This is a genomic window from Frateuria sp. (genome assembly GCF_013362045.1).
Taxonomy (GTDB): Bacteria; Pseudomonadota; Gammaproteobacteria; order Xanthomonadales; family Rhodanobacteraceae; genus Frateuria_A.
This window is the reverse complement of record NZ_JABFWW010000232.1, coordinates 1-3,495: the sequence shown is the minus strand read 5'-3', so window position 1 is coordinate 3,495 and position 3,495 is coordinate 1. Positions and strand designations below refer to the sequence as shown.

The 3,495-nt window shown below is 66.6% G+C and carries 3 protein-coding genes and 3 tRNA genes; 3 read left to right on the top strand and 3 right to left on the bottom strand.

The genetic code is table 11. The annotated features are described in order from the left end of the window. Positions 1-124 precede the first annotated feature (124 nt). The 3 genes from HOQ08_RS11115 to HOQ08_RS11105 all read right to left on the bottom strand — a co-directional run bounded on the left by HOQ08_RS11115 (position 125) and on the right by HOQ08_RS11105 (position 400). Positions 125-201, bottom strand: a tRNA-Asp gene (locus HOQ08_RS11115). 38 nt (positions 202-239) lie between these two features. After that, a tRNA-Glu gene (locus HOQ08_RS11110) sits at positions 240-315 on the bottom strand. Positions 316-324: 9 nt separating this feature from the next. Further along, positions 325-400: transfer RNA gene (locus HOQ08_RS11105), tRNA-Ala, on the bottom strand. Positions 401-549: 149 nt separating this feature from the next. Here HOQ08_RS11105 and HOQ08_RS11100 point away from each other — a divergent pair. From HOQ08_RS11100 to HOQ08_RS11090, 3 genes are all read left to right on the top strand, one after another. After that, positions 550-2,304 carry a cation:proton antiporter gene (locus HOQ08_RS11100; protein ID WP_291194568.1) on the top strand — a complete coding sequence of 585 codons (1,755 nt, stop codon included), beginning with the start codon at positions 550-552 and terminating at the stop codon, positions 2,302-2,304. A 153-nt stretch (positions 2,305-2,457) separates the two neighbouring features. After that, positions 2,458-3,216, top strand: a complete 759-nt coding sequence (locus HOQ08_RS11095; RefSeq protein ID WP_291194565.1) for an FKBP-type peptidyl-prolyl cis-trans isomerase — start codon at positions 2,458-2,460, stop codon at positions 3,214-3,216. Between the two features lie 174 nt (positions 3,217-3,390). Beyond that, a partial coding sequence (locus HOQ08_RS11090) for a hypothetical protein (RefSeq protein WP_291194571.1) occupies positions 3,391-3,495 on the top strand: 105 nt, incomplete at its 3' end.

Here is a 3,495-nt window from a genome sequence, read left to right as displayed (position 1 = left end):
ACTGCCCGGCGGAGATGTTCATGCGCGCGCTGGGGCGGCATGACCTCGCGCAGGCGATCGATGACGCACTTCTAACTTGACTCCGCCCCAACAAAAAACCCGCACTCGGCGGGTTTCTCATTAGTGGCGGAGCGGACGGGACTCGAACCCGCGACCTCCGGCGTGACAGGCCAGCATTCTAACCGACTGAACTACCGCTCCGCGTTGTCTTCCAGCTACACAAAGTGCGAGGCCAACCTTGGCGTCCCCACGGGGATTCGAACCCCGGTCGCCACCGTGAAAGGGTGATGTCCTAGGCCTCTAGACGATGGGGACGGGTAAGGTTGGTGGAGCCAGGCGGGATCGAACCGCCGACCTCCTGCATGCCATGCAGGCGCTCTCCCAGCTGAGCTATGGCCCCGCCGCTGGAAGCCCGAAAGAATAGGCAGGGTTCGCAATTCCGTCAAGCTTTTTTTCGAATTTTCTGCGCGCGTCCATCACCTGCGCGATGCCGCGTCGGCCGCCTGCATTGTGACGTAAGCTGGGTAGCCACTCTTCGCCGGAGCGCGCATGCACGAGATCGGCTTCATCGGCGACCTTGCCATGGTGATGATCGTGGCAGGCGCCACGACGGTGTTGTTCCAGCGCCTGCGCCAGCCGGTGCTGCTGGGCTACATCCTCGCCGGCGTGCTGATCGGTCCGCACACCCCGGGCATGCTGGTCGGCGATCCGCGTGCCATCGATGACATCTCCAATCTCGGCGTAGTGCTGCTGATGTTCACGCTGGGCATGGAGTTCAGCGTGCGCAAGCTGCGCGAAGTCGGCCTGGGCGTGCTGGTGGTCGCGGCGATCGAGGTCGGCCTGATGCTGTGGATCGGCACGGGCCTGGGCGAACTGATGGGCTGGAAGAGCATGGACGCGCTGTTCCTCGGCGCGCTGATCTCGCTCTCCTCGACCATGGTGGCCACGCGCACGCTGGCCGAGGGCGGGCTGCGCCACCTGCCGTTCGCGCAGCGGGTTGTGGGCATCCTGGTGGCCGAGGACGTGCTGGCCATCGTGATCCTGACGGTGCTGAGCGCGGTGGCCATCGGCGGCGCGATGGAGGCGGGTACGGCGCTGGCCGTGGCGGGACAGGTCGGCCTGTTCGTGGTGGCGGGGATGATCCTTGGGCTGCTGCTGTTGCCGAGGCTGATCGACTACGTGGCCGGTTTCGACCGTGATGAGACTCTGCTGGTCAGCGCGCTGGGCGTGTGCTTCGGCGCCAGCCTGTTTGCGGCATGGCTGGGTTTCAGCGTGGCGCTCGGCGCGTTCCTCGCCGGCGCGGTGATCGCCGAGGCGCGCAACGCGCATCGCGTGATGAAGCTGGTGGAGCCCTTGCGCGACATGTTCGCCGCACTGTTCTTCGTTGCCATCGGCCTGAAGATCGATCCGGCGTTGCTGTGGCAGTACGCGCTGCCTGCGCTGGGCATCGCCGTCGTGGTGATGGTGGGCAAGACGCTGGCGGTGGGCATGGGCATGGTGGCGATGGGCCAGGAGCCGCGCTCATCGATCCGCACCGGGCTGAGCATGGCGCAGATCGGCGAGTTCTCCTTCGTCATCGCCGCGTTGGGTGCTTCGCTGGGCGTGGTCAGCCAATTCATCTACCCGATCGCGGTGGCGGTGTCGGTGGTGTGCATGGCGGCCTCGCCCTACCTGGTGGGCCACGCCAACGGCATAGTCGACGGCATGCGGCGGCTCACGCCTGGGTCGCTGCGGCTGCTGCTGACGAGCTACTCGGGCTGGCTGGGCGGGCTCAAGCCGATGGAACAGAATGCAGTGGTCGCCGCAATGCTGCGGCGGCTGCTCTGGCACATCGGCATCAACGTGGTGCTGGTGGTCACGCTGTTCGTGATCGGGGCCTACGTCAACGCGCACAACTGGACCTTGTTCTCCACCCTGGGCGCGAACCGCGACACGCGCCATTCATTGATCTTCGCGGCGGCGCTGTTCCTCTCGTTGCCGATGCTGATCGCCATCTACCGCAAGGCCGAGGCGCTGGGCATGCTGCTGGCGGAGCTCGGCATCCGCGAGCATTTCGCCGGCGGCTACACCCATGCCATCCGCAGCCTGCTGGCGCGGCTGATCCCGCTGGGCACGCTGCTGGCGCTGGGCCTGCTGGTAAGCGTGCTGGGGTCGGCCATCCTGCCCCCGCGCGGGGTGGCGATCGTGCTGCTGGTGGCCGGCGTGGCGCTCTCGGCGGTGCTCTGGCGTGCGCTCGTGAAGATGCATGCCAGGCTGCAGGCGGCCCTGCGCGATACGCTGGAGCGGCCCTCCTCGCACGAGTGACGGTGCGGAACGCACGGGAACCTTTCTCAAACGTGACGGTCGACAGCCGGTGTCGTTGCCAAGACCGCTCGACGCGCCTCACAATGCCTGGCCTGCCTCCATCGGGGAGGCCCGGCCGCATTGCCGGCACACCAATACACGAGGGAGTTTTCGATGAAGCATTTTCTGCGTCCCACGATGACGGCCGCCGCGCTGGCCGTTGCGCTGGGCATGACCGCGGGCGTCCATGCGCAGGCGGCCGCCAAGTCGAGCGCCGCCGGCCCGGTCGACAAGACCAAGGCCAGCTACGTGGTCGGCTGGGATCTTGCCAGCCAGCTGCCCCCGCTGGTGCGCGAGGAAGTGGATCCGGCAACGGTTGCCCGCGCCGTGCAGTCCGCGCTGTCGGGCCAGAAGCCGACCATGAGCGAGACCGAAGCCAAGAGCGTGCGCGACGCTTTCGTCGCCAAGCTGCAGGCCAAGGCCAAGGCCCAGTACGAAAAGGTCGCCGCCGAGAACAAGACCAAGGGCGAGGCCTTCATCGCCAAGAACAAGACCCAGCCCGGCGTGAAGACCACCGCCTCGGGCCTGCAGTACAAGGTGATCAGCGAAGGCACCGGCGCACGCCCGGGCCCGAGCGACACCGTGCAGGTCAACTACGTGGGTACCTTCGTCGACGGCCAGAAGTTCGATGCCTCCGCCGACCATGGCAACACGCCGGCCTCGATCCCGCTGGCCGGTGTCATCCCCGGCTTCCGCGAGGGCCTGGAGCTGATGAAGACGGGTGCGCACTACATGCTCTACATCCCGTCGAACCTGGCCTATGGCGCGCAGCCGCAGAATGGCTTCCCGCCGAACGCCGCGATCATCTTCGACGTGACCTTGGTCAAGACCGGTCCGACGCCGGCCGGCAACCAGAACGAAGCGGGCAAGTAATCGCTCGTTCGCCGATGCACCGAGGGCGCGGAGCGATCCGCGCCCTTTTCTTTTCATGGGTTCCGCGATGCGGGTCGCTTCCATCGATTGTCGGCGCCATGAGATCGCCGCGGCGCTTCGGATCGCGAATGCTCGCCTGCTAGAATCGGCGGTTCCTCCGGCTGGATTGGACGAATGAACGTCACCCTGTTTGGCACCGGCTACGTCGGCCTGGTCACCGGCACCTGCCTGGCGGAGATGGGCAACCACGTGCTGTGCGTGGACGTGGACGCGGCCAAG